The organism is Vibrio sp. T3Y01 (genome assembly GCF_013114525.1).
Lineage (GTDB): Bacteria > Pseudomonadota > Gammaproteobacteria > Enterobacterales > Vibrionaceae > Vibrio > Vibrio chagasii_B.
The window spans coordinates 227055-253597 of record NZ_VTXJ01000007.1 but is presented as its reverse complement, the minus strand read 5'-3'; the positions used below and the strand labels follow the sequence as shown (position 1 = coordinate 253597).

Annotated in this window: 19 protein-coding genes and 3 pseudogenes; 4 read left to right on the top strand and 18 right to left on the bottom strand. The window is 42.2% G+C overall.

All coding sequences use genetic code 11. The features are described 5' to 3' along the window. Position 1: 1 nt before the first annotated feature. Positions 2-408, bottom strand: a pseudogene (locus tag F0232_RS10180) (transposase); the annotation flags it as partial. A 70-nt stretch (positions 409-478) separates the two neighbouring features. Between F0232_RS10180 and F0232_RS10175 the strand changes: the two are divergent. Further along, positions 479-2013, top strand: a protein-coding gene (locus F0232_RS10175; protein ID WP_367613620.1) for an IS3 family transposase whose coding sequence is annotated in 2 segments (ribosomal slippage) — positions 479-947 and positions 947-2013 — 1536 coding nt in all. Because the reading frame shifts where the segments join, the coding sequence is not laid out codon by codon here. Between the two features lie 36 nt (positions 2014-2049). Here the strand turns inward: F0232_RS10175 and F0232_RS25045 are convergent. Both F0232_RS25045 and F0232_RS10170 read right to left on the bottom strand, forming a co-directional pair. Beyond that, positions 2050-2247 (bottom strand): annotated as a pseudogene (locus tag F0232_RS25045) (IS6 family transposase); the annotation flags it as partial. Between the two features lie 329 nt (positions 2248-2576). Continuing rightward, positions 2577-3785, bottom strand: coding sequence for a chromosome partitioning protein ParB (locus tag F0232_RS10170; protein WP_171750756.1), 1209 nt, complete (start codon positions 3783-3785; stop codon positions 2577-2579). A 140-nt stretch (positions 3786-3925) separates the two neighbouring features. Here F0232_RS10170 and F0232_RS10165 point away from each other — a divergent pair, with 140 nt between their 5' ends. Continuing rightward, on the top strand, positions 3926-5107 hold the full coding sequence (locus F0232_RS10165) for a hypothetical protein (protein WP_171750755.1): 1182 nt from the start codon (positions 3926-3928) through the stop codon (positions 5105-5107). Between the two features lie 31 nt (positions 5108-5138). Further along, entirely contained in the window at positions 5139-5999 is an 861-nt protein-coding gene (locus F0232_RS10160; RefSeq protein WP_171750754.1) for a thymidylate synthase, read from the top strand. 13 nt (positions 6000-6012) lie between these two features. Here F0232_RS10160 and F0232_RS10155 read toward each other — a convergent pair whose 3' ends face one another. From F0232_RS10155 to rppH, 9 genes and pseudogenes are all read right to left on the bottom strand, one after another. Then, complete coding sequence (locus F0232_RS10155; protein WP_171750753.1) at positions 6013-6501, bottom strand: hypothetical protein; 489 nt, start codon at positions 6499-6501, stop codon at positions 6013-6015. After that, on the bottom strand, positions 6501-8555 hold the full coding sequence (locus F0232_RS10150) for a hypothetical protein (RefSeq protein ID WP_171750752.1): 2055 nt from the start codon (positions 8553-8555) through the stop codon (positions 6501-6503). The genes F0232_RS10155 and F0232_RS10150 overlap by 1 nt, the downstream gene beginning before the upstream one ends. 2 nt (positions 8556-8557) lie before the next feature. Next, complete coding sequence (locus F0232_RS10145) at positions 8558-11122, bottom strand: tyrosine-type recombinase/integrase (RefSeq protein ID WP_171750751.1); 2565 nt, start codon at positions 11120-11122, stop codon at positions 8558-8560. Beyond that, on the bottom strand, positions 11119-12372 hold the full coding sequence (locus F0232_RS10140; RefSeq protein ID WP_171750750.1) for a tyrosine-type recombinase/integrase: 1254 nt from the start codon (positions 12370-12372) through the stop codon (positions 11119-11121). Before F0232_RS10140 ends, F0232_RS10145 begins: the two co-directional genes overlap by 4 nt. Before the next feature lie 148 nt (positions 12373-12520). Continuing rightward, a pseudogene (locus F0232_RS10135) lies at positions 12521-13078 on the bottom strand (thymidylate synthase); the annotation flags it as partial. Positions 13079-13087: 9 nt separating this feature from the next. Beyond that, positions 13088-13909 carry a prolipoprotein diacylglyceryl transferase gene (gene lgt, locus F0232_RS10130; protein ID WP_008221585.1) on the bottom strand — a complete coding sequence of 274 codons (822 nt, stop codon included), beginning with the start codon at positions 13907-13909 and terminating at the stop codon, positions 13088-13090. Between the two features lie 55 nt (positions 13910-13964). Then, positions 13965-14756: a sulfite exporter TauE/SafE family protein gene (locus F0232_RS10125; RefSeq protein ID WP_171731954.1), complete on the bottom strand. Its 792-nt coding sequence runs from the start codon at positions 14754-14756 to the stop codon at positions 13965-13967. 8 nt (positions 14757-14764) lie between these two features. Next, a complete protein-coding gene (ptsP, locus tag F0232_RS10120; RefSeq protein WP_116870032.1) occupies positions 14765-17014 on the bottom strand; it encodes a phosphoenolpyruvate--protein phosphotransferase in 2250 nt (749 codons plus the stop codon). A gap of 2 nt (positions 17015-17016) precedes the next feature. Next, on the bottom strand, positions 17017-17535 hold the full coding sequence (gene rppH, locus F0232_RS10115; protein ID WP_004739545.1) for an RNA pyrophosphohydrolase: 519 nt from the start codon (positions 17533-17535) through the stop codon (positions 17017-17019). A gap of 616 nt (positions 17536-18151) precedes the next feature. Here rppH and mutH point away from each other — a divergent pair. Next, positions 18152-18817 carry a DNA mismatch repair endonuclease MutH gene (mutH, locus tag F0232_RS10110; RefSeq protein ID WP_061033404.1) on the top strand — a complete coding sequence of 222 codons (666 nt, stop codon included), beginning with the start codon at positions 18152-18154 and terminating at the stop codon, positions 18815-18817. Between the two features lie 48 nt (positions 18818-18865). Here the strand turns inward: mutH and F0232_RS10105 are convergent, their stop codons facing one another. From F0232_RS10105 to recJ, 6 genes are all read right to left on the bottom strand, one after another. After that, on the bottom strand, positions 18866-19177 hold the full coding sequence (locus F0232_RS10105) for a DUF6482 family protein (protein WP_061033347.1): 312 nt from the start codon (positions 19175-19177) through the stop codon (positions 18866-18868). Positions 19178-19381: 204 nt separating this feature from the next. Continuing rightward, a complete protein-coding gene (locus F0232_RS10100; RefSeq protein ID WP_008224444.1) occupies positions 19382-19633 on the bottom strand; it encodes a hypothetical protein in 252 nt (83 codons plus the stop codon). A 586-nt stretch (positions 19634-20219) separates the two neighbouring features. Continuing rightward, positions 20220-21554 (bottom strand): cyclic-di-GMP-binding transcriptional regulator VpsR, encoded by a 1335-nt coding sequence (vpsR, locus tag F0232_RS10095; RefSeq protein ID WP_116870031.1) that lies wholly within the window; start codon positions 21552-21554, stop codon positions 20220-20222. A gap of 270 nt (positions 21555-21824) precedes the next feature. Next, positions 21825-23342 carry a lysine--tRNA ligase gene (lysS, locus tag F0232_RS10090; RefSeq protein ID WP_061033349.1) on the bottom strand — a complete coding sequence of 506 codons (1518 nt, stop codon included), beginning with the start codon at positions 23340-23342 and terminating at the stop codon, positions 21825-21827. A gap of 64 nt (positions 23343-23406) precedes the next feature. Further along, a protein-coding gene (gene prfB / locus F0232_RS10085) for a peptide chain release factor 2 (RefSeq protein WP_171750749.1) occupies positions 23407-24505 on the bottom strand; the annotation gives its coding sequence in 2 pieces (ribosomal slippage) (positions 23407-24429 and positions 24431-24505; 1098 coding nt in all). Between the two features lie 236 nt (positions 24506-24741). After that, positions 24742-26478: a single-stranded-DNA-specific exonuclease RecJ gene (recJ, locus tag F0232_RS10080; RefSeq protein WP_171750748.1), complete on the bottom strand. Its 1737-nt coding sequence runs from the start codon at positions 26476-26478 to the stop codon at positions 24742-24744. Positions 26479-26543 lie beyond the last annotated feature (65 nt).

Below are 26543 nucleotides of genomic sequence, written 5' to 3'. Positions count from 1 at the left end.
TTCAACATCGTCCACACTTCCCGCTCATGTAAACTGGCCAAAGCTCCTTCCTTTGACTTCCAACCCAAAGCTTGACGTGTTTTCTGCTTTACCCAACGGTGGCTCTGCTCAACGATATTGTTCAGATATTTAATGTCCAAAATCTCTACCAGTGAGAGCATAAAATAACCCGTCAACCAAAGAATCAATGGCCGCGTAGTTACTCTTACTTCCATCTATGGCAACTTTGCTTGGTAAACCATTTTGTGAAATGGCCTTATTCAGAAAGGCTTTAGCAGCAGCCTCATCACGGTTCGGGCTAAGATAATAATCGATCACATTGCCAAATTTATCGACAGCTCGGTAATAGTAGACCCACTTACCCTTTACTTTGATGTAGGTTTCATCCATACGCCACGAGCCAGACACCGGCTTCCCCTATCTGGCAGGGTAGTTGTCACTGTTAAAATTTAACCAGTTTGGGCGATAAAGAGTAATTGTGTCTCGTATCTCAGTAGAAAGAAAAGAAGCTATATTGAAGAAGCTATTACCTCCCTATTCTATGTCAGTTAAAGAAGTGTCGGAAGAGGAAGGAATCAGCACTGCGACCCTGTATCATTGTCGCCAGCAACTCAGACGTTCAGGAGCCGCCGTGCCAAATAGCAACACTTCATCAGAGCAGTGGTCTGCTCAAACTAAACTTGCCATTGTCGCTGAAACCTACTCAATGACAGAAAGTGAACTCAGCCAATATTGTCGTGAAAAAGGTCTTTTTCCAGAGCAAATCCAAAGCTGGCGCAGCGAATGTATGCAAGGGTTTAAGTCGAGTAAAGAGCAGGAAGCTGAAGCAAAGAAGCAGGCTAAAGCTGACAAACTTGAAATCAAAGAGTTGAAGAAAGATTTACGACTCAAAGAAAAAGCACTCGCTGAAACGGCCGCCCTCTTGGTACTAAGAAAAAAGCTGAGAGCCTTTTACGGGGAAGAGCCAGAGGACGACTAACCTCAACCGATGAAAGGCAGACCCTAGTGACTCTTATCCTTGAAGCGAAGCAATGCGGATGTCGTTTAGAGCCAGCTTGCCATGAAGTTCAAATCGACTTGAGAGCGTATCGCCGCTGGTATCAGCAAGGTGAAGTGCAAGCTGACAAAAGGCCAATATGCCTTAGGCCTGAGCCTGCTAACAAGCTGTCGCAGGAAGAGCGTGATGCGATAATCGAGGTGTGTAACCGCTCTGAGTTCGCAAGCTTGCCTCCAACTCAAATCGTCCCGACACTGCTTGATAGAGGTGAGTATATCGCCTCTGAGTCGATCTACTACCGAGTGTTGAGTACGCAGGGGCAACTTCACAAACGAGGTCGTCAGCGGAGCAGACAGAAGCAAGCGAAGCCAACCAGTTACACAGCGACGGGCTCGAACCAAGTCTATACATGGGATATCACTTACTTACCTTCAAAGGTTCGAGGTCAACACTATTACCTGTATGTCATTGAGGACATCTACAGTCGAAAAATTGTTGGTTATGAAGTGTATGAGCATGAATGCGGTGAGCTGGCGTCACAACTTCTGCAACGGACGTTGATGCGAGAGCAGTGCTTTAATCAAGCGCTGGTTCTTCACTCCGATAACGGTGCGCCAATGAAGTCGTTGACGTTCCAAGCGAAAATGGAAGAGTTAGGTATTACCTCGTCATATAGCCGCCCAAGGGTCAGTGATGATAACCCTTATGTCGAGTCATTGTTCCGTACAGTAAAGTACATGCCAAACTGGCCAACAAAGGGCTTTGAAACTCTCGATAGTAGCCGAAGTTGGGTTGAAGCCTTCGTACTCTGGTACAACACCGAGCACAAACACAGTAAGCTAAATTACGTCACGCCTTCAGAGCGTCACAATGGAAAAGATAAAGAGATCTTGAAGCGTCGTGTAGAGGTATTGTTCGCTGCAAAACAGCGAAAGCCTGAGCGGTGGTCTGGTGATATCAGGAACTGTGCGCCTGTTGGTGACGTTCATCTGAATCCAGAAAGAGAAGCTGCTTAATAAGTAAGCAAATGATGACAACTACCTTGAAAAACACCGCTTCTTTCTACGCCTCGCTCTATGCTCTAATACTGGTGTAAATTTAATAACCCAACGATTAATAGTAGCGTGATCCACAACGACTCCACGCTCTAATTGTATCTCTTCAATTTCACGATAACTGAGTTTATATGCGAGATAATAACGTACTGTTTCGAGAATAACTTCAGAGGGAAAGTGACAGCCTTTAAACATTAAGAATCAGTATCATGAATAGAAATTAAGCAAATCTTAACTTAAAGGCTCAAAGTTTGCGACAGAACCAGACAACCACAGCTAACTTTATTAAGTTAAGGTTATGAGTAAATACATATAAGTAAGAAGTTGTAGATTCCCACTAAAACAAAGTCAATATTTCCTAACGTGGGTGTCAGAGGTGGAGGCCGAGACCGTTTGAAAATATCCCATAATTGATAAATAACGTCAAGCCTTTCTATAAAACAAAAGATTGTTACAACGATGGTATGGAGAGGCTACATACTCTCCATGCTATGCATATTTTTAAAAATATTAACTAAATAGTCTTATTCTACTTCAACGTTAGCTTGTTTCATGATTCGTTTTGGTGTTAGCCCCTTAATGACACAAGGAACAGTGAAGGCTTCATTAATGTTACCAGCACTCGGTAGCGGAACCTTGTTACCGTCCTCATCTTTACGGTAGCGAGAAATGCGTTTAACAGTGATTTTATTTCCAACTATTGGGATATTTAGATAAGAATTCCAGCCTTTGAATATTGCAGATAATCGGCATAGTAATGAATATGATGATGATTCATGCACTAGTGATTGGAGGTATTTTCGCACTTGATATTCCACATCATCTTCTGATTCAAGTCCAATAGATGAAATTAGTCGAGTGAGATACACCTCTGGTGTTAGGGGTAGACATTCAAGGTGACTTTCAGTTAATTTTTTCTTAATTAGGTAATGAGCAAAAGCGTAGACCGACTCAGACGCCTGACTTTCTAATTTATGCCTTTTCAATACTTTAGAGACGAAGTCTACAGAAAGAGCTAGCTCATGGTTTTGTTCGACATATGTCAGAATTTCAGATGGTTGGAATGAAGTGCCTTGGGTCCCACGAAAAGCGAATGGATTTTTTGTTGATTCAAAAGCTTTTGCCAACATAGCAACACGTGAAAGAGATTGAGCATTCACTTTTACTCCTGCCATTTCGAGAACCTGAGCACGAGAACGCATGTTTCCGACGTCGATATTTGCAAATGATCTTTCATCAATAACACCAAAGGTAAGCGTCGCAATAAAGCCTCTCATTGCTTCACAAGCAGCCTCAAGTCGGTGGTGGCCATTCAGGATTTCTCCATCGTCAGAGATAATGATCGGTTCTCCAGTTAAGCACCACTCTCCCTTTTTCATTGCCTCTGCGTATTTTTTAACCTTTGCTTTGCTCAATCGACGATTCTTATTATTTGCGTTCACTGCCCCACGGCGAGAAAAACGAAGCATATCCCTTGCAAGCTCAGGGGTAATAAATATATCAATATGCTTCAGCCCTGTTTGTACAGATTGGATACCACTGTAGTAACGCGCTTTAGATTTAAAAATACTTTCAATTGTTGTAGTTGATAAGTGCTCACCTGTGTTTTCTAGCAAATGCTTAGAGCTCGCCAAATAACTTGTAGCATGTCCTTTGTCATATTTTCCAACTAACTGCTCAACAATGGACTGTTCTAGAAAATCTTCATTAGTTTGATCGTGTTTTGTCGTCATATTTACCGCCTCACTTGGTTTGCCCCTGCTTGATGGGCTAAATTTTTGACGCGCAATGATTGATCAGACACCACCGTCTGATCAATCATTATTTTTGTTTTAGACTATAAATTCACATTAATCAATGTTAGGTATCCAGCTTGTCCAAAGTTCAACTTAAGGGTCGATTGGTCTCTCAAGGCACAACGAGCCTTAAAAGGTTTACAACGAGCATTCCCGTTATTGAATTAGTCAATATCCTAGAGCCAGAACGCGAGTATCAAGGCTTGGAGTTCTTTTTTGAGGCTGCAAGAAACAAAATAAACAAAGAGCAAGTAGCAATTATTAAGCGAGATATTGAATGGGATTTACGTACGGAAGGCTTAGAGCCTCTTTTGTCGCTAACACTTGTGATTGCGGGAAAATCAAACGTAGAAATAGCTCGTGATATTGCTTCGGTTAGCTATCATCGCAAGCAGGCTATCGTTGTTGGCAACTTATTGGTTTTTATAGCGATAATGGATTTACTGAGTGTTAAATCCCCTCTTTTTTCATCAAGGTTAAGCTCTAAAGATTTAGAGAAGAATAGTGTTACTCGGCAGGCTCTGGCTATAGAGGATATATCCTTAACGGTTATTTTTAATGAGAAAGGGATCTGCGATGAGCAAGTTCGTGACTTGTTCTTCAAGTTTGAACGTCAATACACAGGTGTGCACTTGACGCAGCTCAAGACTCAAGAGAGTAACTACCCTCTAAAAAAATGGGTATGTGACTTAGCTGACAAACTAAACCTTGACGAGCTTGGTGGGGTTTCTAGTCAATCTAAACACGTTAAGTCTAAAGATAAATTTGTCACCACCGAATACATCTTATTCAAAGTCTTAGTTGGTGCTGTTGCTAATTCTCTTGTTCAAGAAAAATGTCGAATGGGAGATAATGTCACATTTAATAAGGGTTCTTTAGTTTCTGATATTTTGTCAAAGAAAGGGCTAAAGAGCCTTGTTGTATTTTTTAATGCGTGGTTAGAGCCATTGCGTGGACAAAAAAGTTACCATGGTGGCTTTCGTTTATCTGCTCAAATTTGGCAAGCACTATCTTTGGTTGTAAACCAGCTGATGTCCATAGAATCAACAGTGGAAGAGATAGAGCGAGCAGGAAAAGTGTTGGGGCAATTGGACTATGGGAAAAAAGCTACTCATTGGAAAGATTGTAGCGTCATGGAGCTAGATTCTAACGGTAGACTCTTTAAAAGTGCAGCACCTTCAAGTAGAGATTTCAAGCTAGGACTTTACCGGTATTTTACAGAAATCATCAATACCAATACTCAGTTGCAAAAAAAATAAGTTAAAATAGTTGAAAAACTAGGTAAGTAATATGAAAAAAAGTCACAGTCAATACGAAGAATTATGTCAAAGAGTCATCAATGAAGGTATATGGATCGAGAACAAAAGAACAGGTAAACGTTGCCTAACTGTAATCAACACAGATTTAGAATATGATGTTGGTAACAATGAATTTCCATTAGTAACAACACGAAAAGCTTTCTGGAAAAGTGCTATAGCAGAAATGCTTTGCTACTTACGTGGCTATGATAGTGCTGCTGATTTCCGAAAGGTTGGCACTAAGACTTGGGATGCTAATGCCAACTTGAATGAAGCATGGCTCAATAACCCTCATCGTAAAGGTGAGGACGATATGGGTAGAGTTTATGGCGTCCAAGGTCGAGCATGGGCAAAGCCTGATGGCGGCCATGTAGATCAGTACAAAAAAATAATCGACAACCTTAGTAAAGGCATCGACGACCGAGGTGAAATTCTATCTTTTTACAACGTTGGTGAATTCCATATGGGCTGTTTACGTCCATGCATGTATAGTCACCACTTCTCACTACTTGGCGACACCCTCTATTTAAATAGCACTCAACGTAGCTGTGACGTTCCATTAGGGCTAGTCTTTAATCAAGTTCAAGTAGCTTGGCTCCTTCAAATTACGGCTCAGATCACAGGGTTAAAGGCAGGTAAAGCGTTTCATAAAATAGTCAACGCACATATCTATGAAGATCAATTGGAATTGATGAAAGAGCAAGTTAAGAGAGAGCCTTATGCATCTCCTAAACTAGTTATAAACCCGAATATTAAGTCCCTAACAGACTTAGAAACTTGGGTGACTGTTGATGACTTTGAAGTAATTGACTACCAGCATCACGATCCAATCAAATATCCATTTGCAGTCTAGTTATAATGGGGCACTAAGCCCCATTGTTCTTCGAGCTAAGTAGGCTCTCTAATAGTTCAATCCTTTCCTCTAACGCCACTTCGGACTTTCGCCCTTTTACAAGCTCTGCCTTATACCATTCGAGACTATCATTATCGCGTTTTAATCGGTGCCTAAGTTTATCTAACTCTCTTTCTGATTCAGAATACTTAGTGAACCAATGCAATATTTCTAACTTTGATTGGTCTAGTAACTTCTGCAAGTTATCTTCTTTTTTCTTTTCCGTAACCTTATTACGATTTGAGTGTTCTTGCTTAGCTATTTTAAGTATCTCAAGTTCTTGACCAACCCAAGATCTCGTACCTTTTGAATCAAAAGTATTACGATGAAGACCAGTCAACTCCACTAATTGCTTCTTGGTCGCCTTTAATTTTTTATCGTTACGTATGGCGAGTAAAGCATCCTCAATTTTCTTAGTGTTTATATCGTACTGTTCTTTGTTTCTTTCATCATATTCAGCCATCAGATTAATGCCTCGCCCAGATACTCCAAAACCCTTTTTGATTCTTCTATTGCTTCAACCAACTGCTCCTGCCTATCTTCATACCCATCGGCACCAAGCAGCTTTATATTATCGAGGTATATCTCCCGCCACTTAGGTGCGTTAGCTTTAGTTACTACAGCATTATGACAGCGGACAGGGTTACATCTTAAACCACCAATACATGGTAAAGTCTCATCAAAATCCTCTACTCCCCCAAAGCAATAACCGCTACCTACATTAATGATGGCTAAGCCTTGCTCTACCATCGCTTCATATATTTCTTCTTCTGTGTAACCAGCTTCTATACAACCATTGAAGAACTTTTTAACCTTAGAAAGATGCTCCTCAGCCTTCCCACCCATATATTTGCCATTGGGATCAAAATTTGCCTTAACTGCTTCTAATTCAGCAGAGTGCCTAAGAACTAACGGCTTATTCGCTCCTTTTGTTAATTCATTAGCTATACCACCGTAACCTAAAGTTGTTTGACTAACTTTACCTTTTCGAGCAAGAGCTTCTACTGCTGAAACCATATGTTTAAGTTGGTAAGATATAACTGGCAAGCCTACATCAGCTCTAAACATCTGATGAGACAAACTATGTCTGAATACGTAACCGTTCAGCTTGCTATTGATGTCATTTGGAGATAACCCAGTCAACACCATAAAGCTCTTTTTAACAATATGAGAAAGACTAGTCATTGGGCGATTTATTTCATCTGGTTTCAAGGTATCAACATTTGAAAACACATATGTATTTTGGAAAACCTTGCCACCGATTAGTTTAATCACTCCTATAGCATCAATCATAATTGGTATGGCAATCCAGCGGTCATTGAACAAGTTCCAACGATTATCTCGCCCCTTATGCTCCTCAGAAACGATCATGTTATCTCTCAAATCTAAGCAGCTATTAATCTTCAAGTCTGAATAGACATTTGGTCTCGCGGCCATGAGTGAGCCAACAATCCATAGTGCCGAATAGTACGCCTCATTAATCGCTAATCGTAATGGCTCACTGGAGCTAAACCTTTTACGGAAATTGACCTCTATTGACGAATTGGAAGGTTGTATATTATGGTCAATTTTTGCTACTTGATTATCAGGAAATGTAGAATTGATGTGAGAAAATGAATATCTCTTTCTACTCAATCGATATGCTCCATAGGCATCAAAGTCTTCTCTAGAATAAGGGAATTCTTCAAATTTCGTGGCCAACATCTCATAGTGTTTAGTCATAACAGTATCCTGCACAGTCTCTCCCAGAGCTTTTAAGAAACTGACCACATTAAATGAAGCCTTTTTTAGAGCCATATCGAACTCTTTAGTTTCGAGATACTCCAACTTATCTGCTTTTTTCTCCCCACTAAGATCTAATGCTTCTTCATAAGACTTTTCTATTGCATTGAAATCCGCATTGCAGTGGATACCAATATCTTCTTTAGCTTTAAGCGTATTTAAATAGTCAAAAAATACTTTGTAGGAAGAGCCTTTTCTCCCAGTTCGAAGTTTCAACGTAGTTGTTTTTGCCGCCTCTTCAAAATCTAGTAACGTGATAGCAGATAGTTGACTACACTGCTCTTGTACATACTCTTTACCTAAACGCTTCTCTATTTCAGAAAAAGTAAAATCTAAGAAATTCAATCCACTTTTAAATGCACTAATCAAAGTATTTGGTTTTATTTCATTTTTTTTATTACCAAATTCTTTAGGTGATGCATAAACAGATAGAAACAAGCACTTTATTTCCGTTATAACCCCCAGAGGAACATGAGAGTAAGATTCAAAGTTAATCTGAACCTTAGCTAAACTTACAGAAGCTGCACGATTTGACGTCTCTGAATCGTAATCCCACAACATATCACTAAACACACTATTTTTGGATACAGGCAATAAAGCAAGTTGATCAATGAATGGAGTAATATCATCAAGGGCTTGTTGGTAACCAACTTCATTTAAAACAAATAAGTTACAAAAGATATCATCCCAGTTCAGCTTGACCCTCATTAAGTGCTCTAAATGTTTTTTCTCCATCTTTATGCCCCCCAACTATCTAATACCGTGGTTTCAAGAAATATCGAATCCTCTTTCGCTTGAATCAATATATCCTCTGTAAACTCTGATGTTTCTGGGTTTAAAATATCATCAAGTAATGAGAGGTTTTCTAGTACCACTATGTAATAGGGTGTATTGGTCACTACGCTATTTTCTATTGAAGATAAGTAATCTCTTTGCATCGCAAATAACTCTGGAAGATGTTTTTCTGTCAACATCACATTGTCACAAGACAAGCACTTATTATATTGAGAACAAGGCACCCCTTTAACGTACAGTGATGACTTTCTAATAAAATCTGGCGGATTAAATATGTTTTTACACCCACCAAGCGGGGTTTTCATTACGATCAGGTTCTCATCATATTTACGCTGTGGCGTATGATCAGAGTTCTGTTTATTTACTTGTATAGTATTTTTATAAATATCTTCAATTGCTTTCCGTGCTTTATCTCTTATTATTCGGTCAAAGTCTAACTGTTCAAGGTACTTGATTGTAGTGTAAACTGTTGAATGACCTAATAAATATTGAATTTCTCGAATTGAAACACCAGCCTCAATTAACTCACTAACTAGAGTAGGTCTAAAGCGAGTTGTAGTGAGTATCAATGGTGCACCGCTATCACTCTTAAGTTGATATTCTTCAACCAATTCAGAATACAGTTTACTCATATCTGCGTCTGTTATTGCTTTCGGTGTGGTAGCAAAATTAATAAAAAGTCTTTTCGATATTTTTGATGGAACTAATTTTCTTGCTTCTGTGGTTAACTGAATAATGTCATCAAATACCGACTCAACAAAGTTCTTTTGACTCACTGTTAACCATTGCAGGTCAGCATGAAACAAGTCGAGATGGAGCATCTTCTCGCCTGTCGAACGCTCCTTCCAGTAAGTTAAACACGGCTTATTAGTGAGTGGATGACGCTGTTGGTAATCATCTATTTCAAGTTCTAGAATTGGATTTAAATTCATACCTAAAACCTGAGCCATTTTAAGTACATACACACCGACTTCACGTAGCATCACCCTTCGAGTTTTTACCTGCCATGCATCATATAATTCGGTAAGAGATATCTGTCTCGTTGTAACAAAAGTTATTAATTTCACCTGCCCTTTAGTACGATTTTTTGAATTATAATAAGTAGGTATGCAATTACAGTCGTCCTCAAAAATTAATCTTGCTTGTACTTTGGGATCATCAAGATCAGCACTCTTCCTATCTAACCTCTTGTATGGGGAGAGTTTATTCTTAGCGAGAACTATTTCATTCTCTAGCATTTCATTTATTCGCTTTCTTTCTCTAGGTGAGTAAGGCTTATATGCTATTGACTCCCTAACAATCTCAAACCCATCTGCTGGGTAATAAACGAAATCAAAACCCCGAATGGTTTTCAGTTTATCCAGTGTCATACGCAATGCTGATAGCACTGTACTCGCAGATGAAGTTGATAGTGATGCTTCACCAATTTTTTCGCCTAAATACTCTTTAAAATCTCTCAGTGACCATGGATGAAAATACTCATTAAGCCCCCCTTTTTGAGAGGCTCCCTGACTTTCTAGAAAGTTACTGTAATGCCTAAACCCAATATAGTAATTTGAAACCCCTGATGATGAGGTTGCCTTTAGAGAGCCGACAGCAAAAGCATGTTGTACACTCATGTAACGCCCTTTTTCAGAGCTGAAATCACCAATTGAAACCAGTCGCTTATTCCGTAGCTTGTCGAATACTGAACGCTTACTTTCTTCTTTATCTAACGCTTTTTCTTTGCGTATTTCTTCACGCTCTTTAACCGTTTTATAATTAGTTTTCTTAAGCTCAATCACCTCGCTCGAGAAACGTTGATGTTCAGCTTTCAACAATGGTAGCATCACTCTCATACGTTCGAGCGGAATTAGATGGCTAAATGCTGATTTTTCAATAACCTTACCGTGTAATGGAAGAGCCTGCTTTTCCGCATCTGTTAGGTTATTTTTCCATTGAAGGAAAACTCTTCTATGATTAAGGTCATAACCAACAGAGTGACTACTATCTTTGATTTGATGATATGGAAGGGAGACGTCATACTCCAACAGCAATTGATTTAGTTGTTTTCTTAGAACAAGTAACTCTGGATGATTAAGTTTTTTCCTTTCACATGAAAGCTTACGTGCCAAGTATGCTATGGAAACAAATCCAAATTGTTCAAAAAAACTATCAAGATCACCAGCAATTAACTTTGAGTTTGCAGCACCTACTTTATTTGATAGCTCAATACCCCATAGTAAGCTAGGGGTTACTTTACATTCAGAGATGAAGTTGCGCATCAATGTTACAACTACTTCATCGTCATTCAGGTATAAAACACCTAGCGACCTCAGCTCTGCGTCTATCTTATTGATATCTCCTTTTAAGTAACGTCGTATCGAGTAATAGCTTGTAGAGGCGTCATGAAACAAGTGTCTACAATCAATTGAGTTCCTTGAGGTTGCAACTCTCTGTTTTTGATCAATAGTTAACTCTTGCCACCAAGAATTCAGAAGTTCTCTATATTTCTGAATAGGTTTCATTTGACACTTCCTTTTTTTGCTCTGGTTCGATCCTTCAGTTTTTTCATCAGCTGGTGCCTTTTTAAAGCAATACCATTTCGATCTACAAATTTATCCCACACACCTACAGGTATTTTTGTGTACTTTTCTGTTGTGTCTAATGACCCATGCCCTAAGCACTGTTGTAAAATTAACAGCCTGTCCAAGGATGTTTTTTCCAAATCTTCGGAATTTAGTAGCATAGCGCCGAAACCATGTCGGATTTTGTGTGGCGATATTGTAGAGTTAATAAGACCAAGCTTTAAAGCCCTTTGAGATAGCTTTTTTATTAGCCTACTAATTGCCTTTTTAGTGTAGGGACTACCATTTTGATTAAGGAAAGCAGGTATAGGATTTTTACCCCATTTTCGCTTATGTTTCTTATATTCAATACTGGAATGGTACCTTTGAACTCTGTTAATGGTCTCTTTTGAAACAACTGTTTCCCTATATTTAGCTTCCCTCCCTCGCCCCTTGTTCCCTTTAATCTCCATTCGGACATATTCACTAGGTATTTGAAAGGTATGATTATCTACAATAATGCTCTTACGTGATTCTCTAGATAACTCCAATACTCTATCTTGAAATATTTCTTGAACTTCTCCCCTACGAACACCTGAGTCATACATGAATTGAATGAGAGCTCTTTCTCTTTCATTATTAGCAACAAGTATCAAGGCTTCAATATCTGAAAATAATGCTGGCTTTATTAGTGACTCTTTCGCCACAGTAACTAAACTGCCATTTTCATAGGGATTTTCGCTTCTCAATAACTTGTAACCAGCAGGAGGGCTACATAGAAACTTGGAGAAAAACCTTCTGTAAGTAGCATCTCTGTTTGATATAGTTTTTCCACTTATCGGGTGCTTTTCATTACCGTCTTTATCTTTATCCTTTCTGCAATAGTCAAAATAGTTCTGAATTTCTGTCACATGCACAGACAACAGGCAATCATCACGCCTAGAGCCAATGTGGTTGTCATCTAAAGTTGTCAGATATTTAATCAAGTAACGTAAGTTATTCGCATAAGTTCTTACAGATTCGTCACTGTGGTTTCTTCTGTAATCGTTTAAGAAGTCTGAGACAATTGGCAGGAGTTCCATTTGCTCGTTAAATACAGCGACACCTTCAGTAAGTAAAAGTATGTCTGGGTATCCATCATAATCCTCATGAGCAACTGAATATGACGTATCAAGGTTCTCACTTGAAGATATTACAACACCCTTTTCCATAGCTCCCCCTAAATGTGCACCAATAAACACTTAGTCCTTTCTGTATATACTAAATGTGCACTTTAAACATAGTACAATAAAATCAATGTACAAATAAAAAAAAGCCCGTATCGACTACGAGCTATGCAATTTACATTTGGGGCTATAAAAGTGGTACATCACAAGAGCGCTGAGTACTGTTTAGGTACAGAGTATCACCCAGTAGAGAGAAGTGATGGCTGTACATACACGGACGCAAACATCCCATGTGGAACTCACCTGGGTTGTAGAAGTTTAAGATCTCACCACGGTCATCGATACCGTTTGTCAGGTCATCAACAATCTTCTTCAGCTGGTCGATATGACCACCATCAGGCTTTGCCCATGCTCGGCCTTGAACACCATAAACACGGCCCATGTCATCTTCACCCTTGCGGTAAGGATTATTCAGCCATGCTTCATTCAGGTTCGAATTCGCATCCCAAGTTTTCGTTCCTAGCTTACGAAAATCTTCAGCGTTGTCGTAACCGCGAATGTAGCCAAGCAGTTCAGCAACTGCCGCTTTCCAAAAGCTCTTACGTGTAGTGACAAGTGGGAACTGGTTGTTACCAACATCATATTCAAGGTCAGCATTGATCACAGTTAGGCAGCGCTTGCCCGTGCGTTCATTTTCAATCCAAGTACCGTTATCAACGATACGCTGACAGAGATCTAAATACTGTTTCACACCAATTCCTTACTTCGTTTGTTGTGGTAATTCGTCTTTGTAGTGACCGCGCTTGTATGCCCATACCATCATCAGCGCACCGATGATAACCATTGGCAGTGATAGGATTTGTCCCATAGAGATAAACCCGCCGAACAAGCCTAAATGAGCATCTGGTTCACGTACGTATTCTACTAAGAAGCGGAATGTACCATATCCTGCAAGGAATAACCCTGATACAGAACCAAGAGGACGAGGCTTTTTAATAAACCAGTTCAAGATGAAGAACAGCACGATCCCTTCAAGTGCCATTTCATAAAGCTGAGATGGGTGACGAGGAAGTGGACCGCCATTCGGGAATACAATTGCCCATGGCACATCCGTAACACGGCCCCATAGTTCACTGTTCATGAAGTTACCTAGACGGCCCATACCTAAACCAAATGGAACCAATGGTGCAATCATGTCTGCAACGCCGAAGAAGGTGCGACCATTCTTTTTCGCATACCAGAACATTGCGGTGATAACACCCAGCAAGCCGCCGTGGAAAGACATACCGCCAGTCCATACTTTAAATAGATACAGTGGATCCGCTAAGAAAAGGTCAAAATTGTAGAACAACACGTAGCCAATACGACCACCAAGTACCACACCTAGAAAGCCAGCGAACAATAAGTCTGATACTTGCTCTCGAGTCCAACCGCTACCCGGCTGATCAGCTCGGCGATTTGCTAGCCAAAGAGCAAACATAAAACCGACAAGGTACATTAGGCCGTACCAACGAACTGAGATTGGTCCTAGTTCAATAAGAACAGGATCGATATTTGGGAATTCAATAAAACCCTGAGACATACTTGGCTCTCTATCTAAATTGAATAACGGTTAGCTCAATCGCTAACGAAAGACACTACAGCAGCATGGTCGCTGCTATAAACATTAAAAATACCGCAAAGAACTTCTTAAGTACTGGTGTTGGTAATTGCGTAGCCAGCTTCGCCCCCACTCGTGTGGTTAGTACTGATGTGCACGATATCGCAACCAAGGCAGGCAGGTAGACATAGCCGAGGCTAAACGGAGGCAGCCCCTCGACAGACGAGCCATGCCAAATAAAGCCTAACATTCCAGAGATAGCGATAACGAAACCACACACCGAAGACGAGCCCACTGCCTTGCGCATTTCCACACCATGATGGTTAAGGAAAGGTACAGACAACGACCCACCACCAATACCCGCCAAGCTTGAAACCAAACCAATGCCACCACCACATAACATGGTTGTCGCAGAGCCCGGCATCGCTTTTTGGCTCTTAGAGCGAATCGACAACAGCATCTGCAGTGCTAGCACTAACACAATCACACCAAAAACTTTAGGTAAGTATTGAGAAGGAATAACGTCAGCTACAAAAGAACCGAGAAAACCGCCAACCACAACCCCTGGCATTAACCATTTAACGACAAATATCTCAACGTTACCCAACTTTAAGTGGTTAATCGCAGACGATCCTGACGTAACAATAATGGTAGATAGCGAGGTCGCTAATGCCATTTGCATTGCAAACTCTTGAGGGATACCCGCTTTCGGGAGCAAGAACAGTAATGCCGGAACCACCAGCAACCCACCGCCAATACCCAGCAAGCCAGCTAAAACACCAACAACAGCACCAAGGCCTGCTAGCAAGCCTATGAGTTCATATGACACGTTAATTCCTATTTTTTACCTGCTCGAATGAAGCCTGTAAATTCACGCTCTTCGAAATAGTTCAGCATCATACTATAGATGTCACTGCCATACGGCTTTGAAAGTGCCTTATTTGCCAAATCCTGTAATTCGCTCAAGTTAGATTGGCGAATCAAATATTTGGTTCTAGCAACATTCGAGGTGTTCATACTTAACGTCTGATACCCCAACCCAAGCAGTAACAATGCGCCCATTGGATCACCGGCTAGCTCGCCACAAATACACACAGGTAATTGATATTGCTTACAAGTATCATGAATTTGTTTCAATGCCATGATCACTGCCGGGTGCATAGATTCATAGACATCAGAGACGCGGGAATTGTTCCTATCAACGGCCAATAAATATTGGGTTAAGTCATTAGTACCGACAGAAACAAAATCGACCTTGTCGGCAATCAGTGGTAACAAGTAGAGCATCGAAGGCACTTCAATCATGATACCGATACGGGGCATCCGTACTCGATTATCAAGTTCATGCACTTCATCATAGGCTTGCTCAATCAACTGCAGGGCGTCATCCAACTCCTGAGCGCCCGAAATCATCGGTAGCAGAATGCTCAAGTTATGGCTTTCACAACTCGCACGTAGCATGGCACGCAGTTGAATAATGAAGATATCTGGATGATCCAGCGTAAAACGGATACCACGCCAGCCAAGGAAGGGGTTGTCCTCTTCGATTGGGAAGTAAGGTAATGCCTTATCACCACCAATATCGAGCGTACGCATCACCACCTGCTTATTTGGGTAGCTCGAAAGCACAGAGCGATACTGCTTGAACTGTTCATCCTCTGATGGGAAACGTTGTTGCAACAAGAACGAGATTTCCGTTCGGTACAAACCAACGCCATCTACACCTTGGTTGATGGCAATATTGGTATCAGCACTCAAACCTGCATTAAGTAGGATTTCGACCTGTTGGTCATCTTGGGTTTTCGCAGGTAGATACAGCTCGCGATTGACCATTGAGGAGAGCTCACTCTCTTCAAGAATCAGCCCGCGATACTCTTTGAGCAGGTTCTTGGTCGGCTCGATAAAGATCTCGCCACTATAACCATCGACGATGGCTTGCTTACCATTCGCTTGCTCGAGGTTAATGCTAACCCCCATCACCGAAGGAATACCAAGCGCGCGAGATAAAATAGCAGCGTGCGAGTTCGCCGCCCCTTCCAAAGAGATCACTGCCAACAGCTTCTCTTTTGGAATCGACGCTAATACTGAAGCGGTTAACTCACGAACCACCAGAATAATCGGCTTATCTAAGGTACGTAGCTCATACTCAGAGTTGTGAAGGAAGTACAACAGCCTTTGACCGAGCTCTCGGATATCCTGTGCTCTTTCACGCAGATACACATCCGACATACGAGCAAAGCGATTGGAATAGCTCTCAACCACCTGCCTTAGTGCCCAGTCCGCTTTATCGCCTTTCTGAATCTGGCTTTTTAGATCCTTACGCAACATAGGATCGTTGAGTAAGTGCGTAAACAGGTCAAAGATCGCCAATGCGTCTTTATTGATTTCACTGTCTAAGCGCTTTCGCATGCGCTTGAAGTCATTGAGGGCATTCTCAACCGCCACTGCCAATAACTCTTGCTCGCGCTCGATATTGAGCGTCGAAGCAGGATACACATCCGTTAATTCAGGTTGGGTGTTGTCCCACCACAGATCACCAATCGCTACCCCAGATGAAGCAGCAATACCTTTGATGCCTGGCAGCTTTTGTTGTTCCAACAGCCAATGACCTTGGGTTTGAGCGTGCGCGACAATAACCGCAAGTTGAGCTGAGAGCGTAACGAGGAATGACTCTTCCATCTCGCTGAATAAACGAGGTGTTTTTTGTTGAATAACCAATACGCCAAGCACTTGCTTGCGATGGATAATAGGAGTACCAAGAAAAGAGTGGTAAATGTTTTCTCCAAGTTCTGGAAAAAACTTATAAGCAGGGTGAGCAGACGCTTGTGCAAGGTTAATAGGTTCAGCACTTCGTTTCACGAGGCCAACTAAGCCTTCGTCGAAACCAATGTGAATACTATTACCTTCAAAGATCAGGCCTTGAGTTGCCATCAACTCAAGGCGCTGCATATCATTATTGGCTAAATACACGGTGCAACATTCCGTCTGCATCGCACTGCATGTCTCTTTAACTAGAATATCAAGTGCCGTCGATACATCTTCAACTCTTGATACGTGTTCAACTATTTCCCTTAGTTGACTGAGCATGCTTAACCTCTACGCAATTTGCGTTTTCCTTTTGTTTTTCGCTCTTTAAACGGCATTGCTAAAGATGCGAACTCTTTCATCGCTCGACGGTAAACATCTCGCTTAAAAGAAACTACTTGTCGAACTGGGTACCAGTAACTCACCCAACGCCAACCATCAAACTCAGGTGTACTCCCACGCTGCATATTGATACGCGATTCATCGCAATCTAAGCGTAAAAGGAACCACTTCTGTTTTTGTCCAATACAGACAGGTTTAGAATCCCACCGAACCAGTCGTTTGGGTAGCTTGTAGCGTAACCAATGACGACTTGTCGCGACGATCTTTACATCCTTTTTAGTAAGGCCAACCTCTTCATACAACTCACGGTACATTGCCTGTTCCGGAGTTTCACCTTCATCTATTCCCCCTTGAGGGAATTGCCATGAATGTTGCCCGTATCGTTTAGCCCAGAAGACCTGACCATGGTTGTTACAGATTACAATACCAACATTTAATCGGTAACCATCGCCATCTATCACTGGCCAACCTCTATCTAAATTTTTAATTACACTGATTTTTCCACATATCCCCAATTGGAGCAAACTTAGTGACGTGATAAGCGCTATATTTATGAATATTATCTGCAAATATGGATAAGTTTTGCTCAAATTCGAGTTACCCACACAATAGTGAGACCTAGACCACATTTATTCACCTTTTCTGTGAATAACTATGTGAAGAATTAGCCGCAATCGTTTTATTTAATCCATAGATTCATCAACACTAAAACCAGCCCACTAGAAAAACAAAAACTTAAACATTAAAAATCAACACCTTAAAATAAAAATAAAAAATCAAAGCACAGTCAAAACACAAAAGATCTTTTAAAAACACAAGCTGCTCAAAGATCAACCACCCCGGTGTTTATCCACACTACCAAGTGAAAGATTCATTTTACACCCCATTTAGCAAGCATTTTATCCACCAAAAACCCCTGTTTATTTATCCACTAAATTAATATTTCAATTAATTACCTTTATGTCCTGTGGATAACCCTAAGTTTGATCCCTTCTTCGACTAGGAGATCATTTCTTAACCAGTCGTCATTTGGTGATAACTTCTGATAAAATCATTTTTTTGATCATGCCTTTTATTATGAAACCAGAACCACAAACACAACAAGAGTTGTTAGACAGAGCTTACGCGATTGCCGGGATGACCTTCAGAGAGCTCGCTGATGAAGCAGAGATGGACATGCCAAACGATCTTAAGCGAGACAAAGGCTGGGTTGGGCAACTGTTAGAATGGCACTTAGGAGCACCTGCTGGCAGTAAACCAGAACAGGATTTCGCGAAGCTAGGCATCGAGCTAAAGAGTATTCCGATTGGCTATTCTGGTAAGCCACTTGAAACCACCTTTGTTTGTGTGGCGCCATTAATGGGAGTGCAAGGACTGACATGGGAAACCAGCCATGTTCGCAATAAACTGTCTAAAGTGTTGTGGATCCCTGTAGAAGGGGAAAGAGAAATCCCGCTGGCAGAACGTCACGTTGGATCACCACTACTATGGACACCAAGTGAAGCTGAGAACGAACTCCTAAAGAGAGACTGGGAAGAGTTGATGGAGTTGATCGTTTTAGGGAACGTTGAACAGATCACGGCAAGGCATGGAGAAGCCCTACACTTACGTCCAAAGGCCGCAAACAGTCGCGTGTTAACTGAAGCTTATGGAGCCAGTGGCAAGCCCATCAAGACCAAGCCTCGTGGGTTTTATTTGCGAACTCAATTTACTCACAACTTGCTGACGACGCATTACGCATAGCCCAATAAACATTAGTACGAAACAATATCAGTGAGTTACGTTCTTTGATCAATGAGGTTTCAACGCTAATTCGATATCACAGTAGCTTTGACTTGGCTCACTGCCAAATTCGTCATAAGCATTGTGCAAGCGAAGATAGGCCTTTTCAAACCCTAGCCGGAGTAACTCCTCTTTCACTTGATCCAAAGATCCAAAGTGAAGTGGCTCACCATCTTGTTTTACCGGCTCAAGCTTATGTTTGTACTCCACAGCCAGCAGATATTCCGAGATATCGGAACAGCCAATAACGTACACTTTGGGGATTTGATACGAGTCTTTGTGCTCTCCATGTAGCCACATGTCTAACTGATGCTTTTGCATAACCGGCCTCCCTTGCTCTCTATAGCTTAGTAGAACTCTATTTCTTTACTAGGGCACGTTGATTTTTATCGATTAAAAAAACAAAAAAGAGAAGCCAATGCTTCTCTTTTTTGTCCAGTTCTAGTTCAAAAGCGCTCACTTTTGACACCTAACTATCACCGTCAATGATTTAAGGGGTTGAAAGGTGCGATCAACCCCGAAAGATTACGTCGGTATTCGCGCGCTAAGAACACGACGAAGATGACGAACACGACGTTCAATGGTGACAACTTCAGGCTCAGAGAAACCAATTGGACGACCATCGGCTTCAAGGCCAATATCTCTTAGCAAATGAGTGTTGTGCCAAGGTAGGTCTAGTGAACTACGACGTACTTTTCGCTGCCATTCCCGCTCTTCACGACGAAGATCGGCACGGATAAGGACTGTTGCTAATTTTAAATATACTGAGTGACGCATAATAACTCTCCAGTTGTTGAGTCAACTGAGGAAAAATAGCGTGTTAGATAGTATGAGGGCTTCTCACTTAGCTGCTATTTTTCCGCAGCCAAATAAGGATACGGATCTATTAGTTAGGTTTATCTTGGGTGTTTCGATCGGCCATGGCTGAGATTTGTGACATAACAGTCACCATGTCAGTACACGGATCAAACGACGCGCAAATGTGCTGTATAAAATCGAAATGTTTCATTTGCGCCTCCAAGCTAACTAAAAAATCCAAAAAGAAATGGGGAAGTAAAAGCAGACAAGTCTTTGTTAAATCGTTGCTTTCACGGTTAAAGTCTAACCAAGTGAGTATATTATTCAACCGCTAATTGGTTAACATTTTTAAAACAATGCAATCGCCTGAAATATCAGTTGCATATTCATTTACATATAACATATTCACTATGATTATATAAAATCACAGCATATCTCTCTTAACGACTTAGAGTTCATCTCTCAGTTGTTCGAACATAAACGCAACGACTAGCAACAAAAAAACCACGCATGATGCGTGGCTCTTAAATTTACACGAACAGATTGAATGACTTAGAAGAAAGTTCTACACAACTCCCTCAGAAATAAGGCTGTGTTTATTCAACAAACGGTACATGGTTGCCCGTGATACACCAAGTTCTTTAGCTGCCAGCGAAACCTGACCACCGTATGATTCCAAAACAATTAACAACGCATCGCGCTCTGAACGTTCACGAATACTCTTCAAGCTACGTCGTTCATCATTCTGTTTTGGTAAATCGAGTTGGTGATCTTCGATGATCACTGCATCCGACATCAACACAACACGCTTTATCTGATTCATCAATTCGCGAACATTGCCTGGCCAGTGGTAGCGATTCATCGAACGAATGGCATCGTCTGAAAAACTCTTAGCCTGAGCATTAAACTCTTTCGAATACTCTCGTAGGAAGTGATCAGCTAGTACGGAGATATCGCTTACACGCTCTTTCAGACTCGGAACATGAATGCGCAGTACATTGATATAGTGATAAAGCTCTTCATTGAAGTCCCCTTCTATCAGTGCTTTCTCGATATCAGAGGAGTTCGCAGCCAGAATTCTCACATCAACAGACTTAGGTCCTTCTGCGGTCTCAATCTTGCCTTCTTGTAGAAAACGCAGCAGATTCAACTGTTGATTACGTGGCATCGCCAAAACATCATTGAGCAAGATGGTGCCACCATCGGCCTCTTCCAGCATACAAGGAGAAGACGTTGGTTGTGCTGATATTCCAAATACCTCAGCTTCTATTCTCATTTCAGACAAGGCACGGCAGTTCACCGTTAGAAATGGCTTTTGAGATCGTGAGGAGTTTTGATGAATAGAGCGTGCAATCGTCTCTTTGCCTGAGCCGCTCTCTCCATAAATCAGGATGCTGACATCGGTTGGACCAATACGCTTTACTTGATCTCTCAAGCGCTTCACAGCCACTGAGTCACCCAGTAAGCCCATATTGTTATTGATACCGTAATTTGGCCATACTTTCTGTTCTAACTTGAGCATTCCCAACTGATGTCCAATCGTACTCAATAGCTGAGCATCAGGGATAGGTGCCGTGAAAAAGTCGATACAGAAGTTAACGATAAATTGGCAGATCGTATCAGAGCTTAATTGCGATTCACGGATAAAAGCGAGCCATCGTACTTGCTTATTGTTACTCACAAGGTTAGCAATACCATTAAGACTGAATTCATCATGGCTGAGATCGACAATACCAATACATGGGCCAATATCAGCAATCAAGGCATCCGCTTTTCGCAAGTCAGCACACTGGGTACACTGCCAACCCACTTGTTCTAATACAGATAACCAGGGTTCGTACGCACCACCAACGACGATAAGAGAACCTGGTAAGGAATCCATCTTAAATTGAGTTCCCATCCTTCTTCCTTATTCTATTTTTATTTAAATCAGACTAATACGACTCATCGCTTTTCGTTCGACTAGATGCCACGAGATCGTATTCAGCGCAGAGACGTATAGTAGTGAGACTATCTTAGATTTTATGTCTCAATAGTAAGACTATGTCAGAAATAGTGATTTTTCGAATCAAGAGTGCGGTACAGACTAGGTTTTGAGCTCTAAAAACAGAAAAAGCCACCCGAAGGTGGCTTTTAAATTTTATTGGGTGTTACGACCCGTAAGCGAGAGTTACGCTTGTGGACGCATTGCCGGGAACAAGATCACGTCACGGATTGTGTGCGTGTTTGTAAATAGCATTGCTAGACGGTCGATACCGATACCTTGACCCGCTGTTGGTGGTAAGCCGTGCTCTAGTGCTGTGATGTAGTCTGCATCGTAGTACATTGCTTCATCATCACCCGCGTCTTTCGCGTTAACTTGCGCTTTGAAACGCTCGTCTTGGTCTTGTGCATCGTTAAGCTCAGAGAAGCCGTTCGCTACTTCACGGCCACCGATGAAGAACTCAAAACGGTCTGTGAAGAACGGGTTGTCATCGCTACGACGAGCTAGAGGAGAGATATCCGCTGGGTAGCCTGTGATGAACGTTGGTTGAATTAGCTGAGGCTCAGCCGTTTCACCAAAGATCTCTTCAAGAAGCTGACCACATGTCCAGAACGTTTCCACTTCAACGTGTACAGATTTCGCGATTGCTACCATCTTCTCACGGTCTTGTAGGTCTGCTTCTGTTAGTGCTTGAATCTCAGCATGCTCAGGGTTGTAGTGCTTGATCGCATCGAACATGCTCATACGCGCGTACTTGCCACCGAACTCAACTGTTTCGTCACCGTAAGGCATAGAAGTAGAACCAAGAACGTCCATAGCCGCTGTGCTTAGCATCTCTTCAGTTAGATCCATAAGGTCTTTGTAATCAGAGTACGCTTGGTAGAATTCCATCATTGTGAATTCTGGGTTATGACGTGGAGACAGACCTTCGTTACGGAAGTTACGGTTGATCTCGAATACACGATCAAAACCACCAACCACTAGACGCTTAAGGTAAAGCTCAGGTGCAACACGTAGGTACATGTCGATGTCTAATGCGTTGTGGTGAGTGATGAATGGACGTGCAGTCGCACCACCAGGGATCACGTGCATCATTGGCGTTTCAACTTCTAGGTAGCCTTTTGAGCTCATGAAGTTACGGATTGAAGAAACAAGCTTAGAACGCACGATGAATGCGTTGCGAGAATCTTCGTTCACGATTAGGTCAACGTAACGCTGACGGTAACGCATCTCTTGGTCAGTTAGACCGTGGAACTTCTCTGGTAGAGGACGAAGAGCTTTAGTCAGCAGTTCAAACTCTTCCATGTTCACGTAAAGATCGCCTTTACCTGACTTATGAAGTGCACCTTTAACACCGATGATGTCACCGATATCTAGGCCTTGGTACTTCTCTTTCAGTACTTTTTGTACGTCTTTCGCTGCGTATGCTTGGATACGACCAGAAGTTTCTTGAATCGCAAGGAATGGACCACGCTTCGCCATTACACGACCAGCGATCGCAACGATGTGGTTAAGCTCTTCTAGCTCTTCCTTAGTCTTCTCACCGAATTCCGCTTGAAGATCGCCAGCTAGGTGCTCACGGCGGAAATCATTTGGGTGACCATTTGCTTTGCAGCTTTGGCGGATGTGATCCAGCTTGCTACGGCGCTCAGCAATTAGTTTGTTTTCTTCTTGTACGTTTTCGTTTTGAACAGCATCAGTCATTGAGATGTACCCTGCTTGTATAATTTGAACAGCTATATTTTCGCAAATATAGTCGGTAAAAAGCTTACAGACCTGATTTCAGGCTAGCTTCAATAAATTTGTCTAAGTCACCGTCAAGAACCGCTTGAGTATTACGGTTTTCAATGCCGGTGCGTAAATCTTTGATACGTGAATCATCCAGTACGTAAGAGCGGATTTGGCTGCCCCAACCGATGTCTGATTTAGTATCTTCATTCGCTTGTTTTTCAGCATTTTGTTTTTGAATCTCAAGTTCAAAAAGCTTAGCACGTAGCTGCTTCATCGCTTGATCTTTGTTCTTATGCTGCGAACGGTCATTCTGACATTGAACCACAGTGTTGGTAGGAACGTGAGTAATACGTACCGCTGATTCCGTGGTGTTTACGTGCTGACCACCAGCGCCCGAAGCACGGTATACGTCAATACGTAAGTCAGAAGGGTTAATGTCGATCGTAATGTTGTCATCAATCTCTGGATAGATAAACGCAGATGCAAATGAAGTATGACGACGGCCACTTGAATCAAATGGTGATTTACGAACTAGACGGTGAACACCTGTCTCTGTACGCAGCCAACCGTACGCGTACTCACCAGAGATACGTACCGTTGCACCTTTCAAACCAGCAACTTCACCTTCAGATACTTCGATAACTTCCGTTTTGAAGCCCTTCGCTTCCGCCCAACGCAAGTACATGCGTAGCATCATTGAAGTCCAGTCTTGTGCTTCAGTACCACCTGAACCCGACTGTAGATCGATATAACAATCTGAAGCGTCATGCTCACCAGAGAACATACGACGGAACTCAAGTTTACCTAACTTAGCTTCAAGCTCCGCTAGTTCTGGTTCAATTTCGTCGAACGTTTCTTGATCATCTTCTTCAACCGCTAGCTCTAGTAGGCCATCAACATCCTCAACACCTTGGTCAAGTTGGTCAATCGTTTCTACTACCGCTTCCAGTGCAGAACGCTCTTTACCTAGCGCTTGAGCACGCTCAGGTTCGTTCCATACATCCGGTTGTTCTAACTCTGCGTTTACTTCTTCTAGACGCTCTTTCTTAGCGTCATAGTCAAAGGTACCCCCTCAGGATATTTGTGCGCTCAGACACATCCTGCAGACGGTTTTTTATAGGATTGATTTCAAACATTTTAGCTCATCATTTATGAGTAGAATTTAACCGGAGAATTGTACTCAAAAGTGTGACGGAGATACAGAAATTTTTAGAGGGCAAACCAATATTCAGTCACTTACAACAATATAAAGTTTTAAGCTCAGAAATTGGTGCCGTTGCGGGCGATTTAGGAATGAAAACAAGCCCGAATTTCACATCCGAGCTTGTTGTTTTGATAAGGCGAAAGAAGCCGTAATCTTATTGAAGTTAGGCTATTTTGCTTCGATGTGGTCAACCATTAACTGCAATGACTGGTTACCACGAAACTCGTTAATATCCAGCTTATAGGCAAGATGTACCGTTTTCACTGAGGCATCTGGCCAGCGGCGCAAATCAACATTGAAAGCGATGCCATCAATCATCACATTGGTTGGGTGGCCTTTGTATAATGGCTCTAACATTAACTTAAGGTGTTTTTCTCCCACCAGCTTTTGGTGCAACACTTTAAACTCACCATCGAAGATAGGCTCTGGGAATGCTTGCCCCCAAGGGCCACCCGCGCGTAGCGTTTCAGCGGTGTGCATAGAGAACTCTTCAGGCAGCAACTCTCCGTCAGACAAGATAATGCCCTTAAGTGCCGTTTCTCCGAGTTCTTGTTTCACTACATCGTTAAACAGTTTACTAAAGCGTTCAAAATCCTTTTCCATGATCGTTAAGCCAGCCGCCATTGCGTGGCCACCAAACTTAAGAATCAAACCTGGGTTTTGAGTGTCGATACGGTCTAGCGCATCGCGCATGTGCAAACCCGGAATCGAGCGGCACGAGCCTTTAATGCTCCCCTCTCCACCATCGGCGAACGCAATCACAGGGCGATGGTATTTGTCTTTGATACGGGAAGCCAAAATACCAATCACACCTTGGTGCCAATCACGTTGAAATAATGCCAAGCCGGAAGGCAAGTCGTCTTTACCAAACTCAAGGCGTTCACAGAAAGCCATCGCTTCTTGTTTCATGCCCTCTTCGATCTCTTTGCGAGTCTGGTTCAAACCATCAAGTTCACTCGCCATGCGACGTGCAGCGTGGATGTTGTTACTCATCAGTAGCTCAACACCAAACGACATGTCGTCAAGTCGGCCGGCGGCATTGATACGAGGACCCAATGCAAAACCAAAATCCGAAGCGACCAAACGTTTCGCATCTCGTTTTGCAATCTCAATCAAGGCTTGAATACCCGGACGAGCTTTACCCGCTCGAATACGTTGCAAGCCTTGGTGCACCAAGATTCGGTTGTTTTCATCAAGTGGCACCACGTCCGCAACGGTGCCTAGAGCGACAAGGTCAATCAGCTCCATTAGCTTAGGTTCTGTCATGCCACGTTCAGCAAACCAATTCAGTTTACGCATGTGAACACACAGTGCCATCATCAGATAGAAAGCCACGCCAACACCAGCGAGGGCTTTAGACGGAAATGCACAGCTCTCTAAGTTAGGGTTCACCATCGCATCAACCATAGGCAATTCACTGCCCGGTAAGTGATGATCAGTGACCAGAACTTCTAACCCTTTCTCTTTGGCAAAACGCCCCCCTTCAATCGAAGAGACACCGTTATCAACCGTCATGATCACTTCCGCACCAATCTCGATTGCTTGCTCCACCACTTCAGGGCTAAGACCGTAACCATCTTCAAAACGGTTGGGAACTAGGTAATCAACATTTGAACTGCCTAGCATACGCAGCGCAAGTACCGACAACGCAGAGCTAGTTGCACCATCGGCATCAAAGTCGCCAACCACAATAATGCGTTTTTGATGCTGAATCGCCTTAAACAACAATTCGACAGCGGCATCAATACCCCCTAGCTTTTGATAGGAGTGTAGACCTTTCGCTGCAGTCTCAAGTTGGTCTGCACTGTTAACTCCGCGGCTCACATAGATGCGTTTTAACAAATCTGGTAAATGAGCAGGTAAAACGGAAATGTCGACCTCAGGACGGCGTTGAATCTCTATCATATAAAAATGGGCCTGATATCAATCAGGCCACTCCTTAAATCAAAAACGTGGGATATAAATAAGTC